This window comes from Microbulbifer okhotskensis, from assembly GCF_023895975.1.
GTDB lineage: Bacteria > Pseudomonadota > Gammaproteobacteria > Pseudomonadales > Cellvibrionaceae > Microbulbifer > Microbulbifer okhotskensis.
This window is the reverse complement of sequence record NZ_JALBWM010000174.1, coordinates 1-5,133: the sequence shown is the minus strand read 5'-3', so window position 1 is coordinate 5,133 and position 5,133 is coordinate 1. Positions and strand designations below refer to the sequence as shown.

The following is a 5,133-nucleotide window of genomic DNA, read 5'->3' as shown; positions in this document are numbered from 1 at the left end:
AGACAAGATAATTACAGCCACCATTTAAGCTGATTTATATGGGACAGCCCTGGGTCCATAGGTGTGCTGATAAATTGATAATGGGTACATGTAATAGATAGAAAAAGAGAGAAGCCTGACCAAAGACAAGAAGTACATTTAGAACTGAATTCTGTCGTCTTTCGGCCAGTGCCATTATCAAGAAGATGATACTCATGGTCATCATTATATAACTGAATGACATTGGGTATTTCGAAGCATTGATTAAATCAAGAATACCCTCTTCCGGATTCCAGGCATTGGGATCTCCGAAACCTATGATTCTGCTGATGATAAATATCAGAGATAGTATTGCGGCTGCTGTTATCAACAAGCGTACTCGCTCCTTAGCCGCCACTTGGTATAGGGCACCAGAGGCATAACCAAGGTACATCAGAGCAAAAAGAGGGATGATATTGTATGCTGCGAAAATCCCGGTATTAAATTCAAAAAGCTGAAAGCTGGTGCGTACATGGGCCAAGATCCATAGCCATTCATAACCTCCTAAGAGCTGACGAATGTAATCGTCATTGAAATAACCGTGTAAGATGACAACCGCCAGGCAGGCTGCAGTAGTCCACATCTTAGGTAGGTAGATCAGACCTGCCAGTATTATCATTGATACCCCCAGAGCCCAGATTACCTGCACAAATGCAAAGTTATAGGCGAATTGCCATGAGAGATTAACTAGAGTCAGCTCAAAGATAACCAACACGATGCCCCTAACCAGCAAAAACTTGGCAAGTTCCTGCTTGTAGTTGAGTCTTTCGCCATGAAAATACGTACTCAGGCCCGTCAAAAATATAAACCCTGGCGCACAAATATGCGTTATCCAGCGAGTCAAAAAAAGTGCTGCCGATGACTGTGATAAATCGAGGGGGTCAAACTGAATCGCAGTCCAATAGTCTCGTGTATGATCGAGGGCCATAATAACCACTAAAATACCTCGAGTGATGTCTATTGCTGGATATCTCAATTTGCTATCTCCAAAGTATATGATTTGTCTAGTATTCAGCCTGATAGTTAAAGGTTGCCCGCAGCAGACGGCGTTCATCTATTGGTTCGAACTTCTTTGTAGAGCTGTCTGCGTTTTTTGGATCGAGATTAAGGCGTTTAACTTATATTTGCTGTCAAGTCTTATGGGAGCGGAGGTGGCCTTAGTGGGATGCTGTCAAGTGAGTAGAGCAAACAAGGTGGTTATATAGATCGATTTTAATCGAATTCTCATCGATAGTTTTTCTATTTATAGATACGTAATATTTCCAGATAGCAGCTACGTTTTATCCTTCTATGGCTTTCATGATAACAAAGGAAGGTTCAAGTTTAATAGTGGTTTAAAATTTTTTACTGCTTGAGGTGTGGAGATTTTTTGACGATAGTACTACATTCTGATGTTTTACAGGTGCCCATTCATGACAGGGGTCTGATGGATACGGGGTTAATTCGCCCTCAGTGATCTCTGAGGGTATAAATATTCCCGTATCTCTTCATTTCCCCTCCGGGCCTTGATAGTACGTCGACCAGCTGTTAGTTCGCTTTTCAATGATGACTTCCCTTCCTTATATACTGTATTTGTATGCCGTCATCGGGGGCGCCTTAATAGTGTCTGAACCAACGGCAGTGCGTAGAATTTCCCATGGCTTATTGGCGAGCCTGGTTATGCTTGGATGCCCACCATACAAGCAAACCGGCAGTAATTCCTACAGGGTAGGTGATAAAGCCTAGTACAGTCCCAGATAGTAATGCAATGAAGATGGCAGCTTCACCGAGTGAAATAAATGCTAAGCCAATCCAGATGATAAGGCTGAGAAGTACTATCATAATACTGATAAATAGACTTTTCGGGAGGTTTCTATATTTTGAATTTTTGTACTCAATCTTCCCGGAGAGTAAAAGTGATGCTGTAAAAGCGGCAATCCCTGGGAAAATATGGAGTTCCATTAAAAAATCAGGTAGCTGCAAAAAAGTTCTGGTGGATAGCGCGAGAGCAATAGTAGATAAAACAGCTGCGCTGGAAAATATCATTGAGGGTAGTAGTTTTCCATTGCTGGCCATTTATAGGTCCGCTTTTTATACAGTACCCAGCAGATTTTGGCGGGGCTGAGATACTCTCGATTGGTTCGCCTGGATGTAGAGCGTTTTTTCTGCTTGAAGTAGGGGGGGATTCCCACAGTTCCTCTTCATTTACCCACTAATCTTTATTCAAATATAGCCATCTTAAGGGTGACTTGCTTATTGTTGTCTCACATTATTGGAAATCTAAACACATTATCCGAAGTGGTTGGAATAATAAACTTTCCTTGCTTCACTGTAAATATATGCTTACTTTATTGTGGCTAAGTCCAACTGGACGCCTCTTTATAAACATTTCTTAAATTCGACAGGGGTTACATCTTCCAGAACTGTATGTATTCTGCGTGAGTTGCAATAAGCAATATAGACTCTCACATCGGTTATCGCATTCTCCCTTGTTGTATAGAGATTTCCCGTTAACCACTCCCGTTTCAGGCTGCTAAAAAAACGTTCAGTCGGCGCGTTGTCCCAACAATTTCCCTTGCGGCTCATTGAGCACACCACCCCATGCTGCTTCAACAGCGCTTAGTAGGTATGACTGGCATGCTGGCTGCCTCAATCAGGCTGCTTTGCTGCTCTTTAATAATGTTGTACTTTATTTCATTTCTTTCGCAAAGAAGGCGTTGGCCTTTTTTAGGATTTATTTCTCCATTCGAAATTGCTTGATTTCGCGTCGCAACCGATCCAATTCAGCGCGCTCACCGGCATCCAGTCTTACTCCACTCTCCCCTTGCTTCAGCTCTTTTATCCAACGTCGCAGGTTATTAGCAGTGGTTCCTGCAGCCTCTGCGGCCTTAGAAAGCGAATACGCTTGCTCAGAGACTAGGGCTGCCGCGTCTTTCTTGAACCCCGGCTTGAATTGCCGGCGTGTACCTTTTGTTGTCATACTTCACCTCGCTTGGTAGTTTTACCATCTTAGCGAAGTGTCCGGAAGTATTAGACCGCTACACTTATTATGGTGTTATGGATATACAGCCTTAAAGGAGGGGATTATTGGTTTTTTAAGGTGTTGGAAAGTTCTTCAGCCAAGGTGAGTTTAATATTGATATATAAAGTAACTGGCTGTCGGTGGGGTTAACCTGAGACCTATTTCATTATGCTTTCTCGGTTCATGATTAAGCTAATTTCTATTAGTATTTTCTGGCAGATTGTAGTGTTTTTATGGCAGGAAGAGTTGTTACTGGAGATATTGCAATGGCTGCTAAATAGATGTCCAGCGAAGGGTTCGCATTTTTTGAAATAAGTCCTGTCTTTTTATGGAAGTAGTCTTGCGATTCCCGTTAGATTGGCCTCTAATTAAATGCTTATTTGGCAGCGGCTTCGGCCCACTTGCTTATTTGGTGTGTATACGGAGTATCTATAATGGCAAATCGTGCGTACCTATACAGTCTTAGTAACCGGCCCAGTACTTATGCAGATCGGCCTGAGTGTCTGTCGGGGTTATCAGAGTGGGCATACGATGTTCCATTTTCTTATCGTGTGCTGATGTCCGGAAACCCAAAGCTTTGTGCGTCCCTGATTTCTGATGGTTTTGAAGATGATGCTCCAGAAGATAAAACTCGACTTTACGCGATAAGTAGTGAATTTGAGCTTGGGATTGCGCGATTTAAGAAATTTATCGAGGCCGTGCGGCCCTTGGCTGCGGAAACGTCCAAGTATTTGGCCTCTATGCTGGATGAAACGCTCGCTTTTTTTGAGGGCAATAACCCCCGCTACTTGCTACTTGAAACCACTGAGTTGGATTGTATGTATGATAATGACGAGGCAGTCTTGAGAGGTGCGGTTGAGTCTGAAATCGAAGCTTGTCGTAAGGCTGGAGCTGCTGTGGATCTACTGCCGGAAGATCCCAAGATAGCTGCTGATACTTTAAAGGGAGCCTCTGAAAAAGAATCAAACTCTCCCTTGGGTGCATTTCATGGGCTTTTGTTCAATGATAACTTTGATGATGCAGAAAACGATTTACCCTTGGGTTTATATTGGACGGACGTACTGTTTTATCAGCTTCGGAATAAGATTGAGTTTGAGGGGGGAGCATAGTACTCCCTTCAATGCTCTTTTAGTTTGGTAGATTTTTTTCGGTAGGTTTTGGCCTTCGGGCGGGGAGAGAAGAATTTTAAGTTATTTCCACGAGTCGGGTATCTTTTATAAATTTCCCGAAACTGGGGGAGTAATAAGAAATCCGATACTCCTCTGCCTCCTCTATGGTTTCGATTTCATCCGGTACCTCATCGCTGCCTGGGTAATATATGCATTCGTGGTCTAAGAGATAGATATGACCAAAGCGGTCTGGACGCAGGCTGAGCATCAATGTATTCCCTCCTTCGTCGAGACCGATGGGGAGAAGTTCCCTGGGGGCCCAGTTGTCAATCGGATTTTCGAATGCGCAGCGTATAGTATTCAAGTTGTACATGCGTCGGGGTATTATTTCAGCTCCACACTGATCCAGATACTTGACGGGTGTTTCAAATATCTGCCCACCGCCGCAAATTTTCAAAAATTCTCTTATATCGCCTGGCAAAGATGAGCCTAAAACCTGTTCGAATTCCGCAAGCTCCTCTTCTGTAGAAGCCCTCCCTTCATCCTTTTTGATGACGGCGATGAATTGCTCCAGTTCCATATATAACCTATTGGGATTGAACTTTACTTACGATTGGCATGCTGGCCACTTTAAACCCATTTGGCTTCGATGCCTTTTTCTTGGAATTCTTGCAAAATACCTGGATTATATTCGTTATAGAAAAGGGTAATTTTTTTTAAATTGGGCAAAAGACTGATATCTTCAGTTGAGCCGATGTCAAACTCGTCAGTGGTTCCGCACCAAAAGGGGATGATTTGTAGCCAGATAGGACTGCCTCCATCCTGATGAAGGTCAGTAATATCGTCTAACCACTCTTTTTTTATACGAATGGATCTAAAGTAATCAAGAGCTTCAGGGATGGGGTCGTAACCCTCCTCCTCTATATCTATTTTTCTTGCTGTGTAATTAGCCAACACTTCGGACAGTTTCATGCAACTATAGCCCCATAGTCACTGTACTGCTCG

At 43.1% G+C, this 5,133-nt stretch carries 7 protein-coding genes and 1 pseudogene; 1 reads left to right on the top strand and 7 read right to left on the bottom strand.

Annotated features, from left to right (window positions below; all coding sequences use genetic code 11):
• Positions 1-34: 34 nt before the first annotated feature.
• The 5 genes and pseudogenes from MO867_RS20345 to MO867_RS20335 form a co-directional block, all read right to left on the bottom strand.
• Positions 35-994, bottom strand: a complete 960-nt coding sequence (locus MO867_RS20345; RefSeq protein ID WP_252472504.1) for an acetyltransferase domain-containing protein — start codon at positions 992-994, stop codon at positions 35-37.
• A gap of 358 nt (positions 995-1,352) precedes the next feature.
• A complete protein-coding gene (locus MO867_RS24360) occupies positions 1,353-1,493 on the bottom strand; it encodes a hypothetical protein (RefSeq protein WP_444875287.1) in 141 nt (46 codons plus the stop codon).
• A 166-nt stretch (positions 1,494-1,659) separates the two neighbouring features.
• A complete protein-coding gene (locus MO867_RS20340; protein WP_252472502.1) occupies positions 1,660-2,073 on the bottom strand; it encodes a hypothetical protein in 414 nt (137 codons plus the stop codon).
• Positions 2,074-2,376: 303 nt separating this feature from the next.
• A pseudogene (locus MO867_RS24165) lies at positions 2,377-2,592 on the bottom strand (integrase core domain-containing protein); the annotation flags it as partial.
• Positions 2,593-2,731: 139 nt separating this feature from the next.
• Complete coding sequence (locus MO867_RS20335) at positions 2,732-2,977, bottom strand: transposase (RefSeq protein ID WP_252472500.1); 246 nt, start codon at positions 2,975-2,977, stop codon at positions 2,732-2,734.
• Between the two features lie 476 nt (positions 2,978-3,453).
• On the opposite strand from MO867_RS20335, the gene MO867_RS20330 reads away from it, so the two are divergent.
• Positions 3,454-4,128 (top strand): DUF7822 domain-containing protein, encoded by a 675-nt coding sequence (locus MO867_RS20330; RefSeq protein ID WP_252472498.1) that lies wholly within the window; start codon positions 3,454-3,456, stop codon positions 4,126-4,128.
• A 76-nt stretch (positions 4,129-4,204) separates the two neighbouring features.
• Here MO867_RS20330 and MO867_RS20325 read toward each other — a convergent pair whose 3' ends face one another.
• Together MO867_RS20325 and MO867_RS20320 are read right to left on the bottom strand one after the other, a co-directional pair.
• Positions 4,205-4,708 carry an SMI1/KNR4 family protein gene (locus MO867_RS20325; protein ID WP_252472496.1) on the bottom strand — a complete coding sequence of 168 codons (504 nt, stop codon included), beginning with the start codon at positions 4,706-4,708 and terminating at the stop codon, positions 4,205-4,207.
• 50 nt (positions 4,709-4,758) lie between these two features.
• Positions 4,759-5,100, bottom strand: a complete 342-nt coding sequence (locus MO867_RS20320) for a DUF6892 domain-containing protein (protein WP_252472494.1) — start codon at positions 5,098-5,100, stop codon at positions 4,759-4,761.
• Between the last annotated feature and the right edge of the window lie 33 nt (positions 5,101-5,133).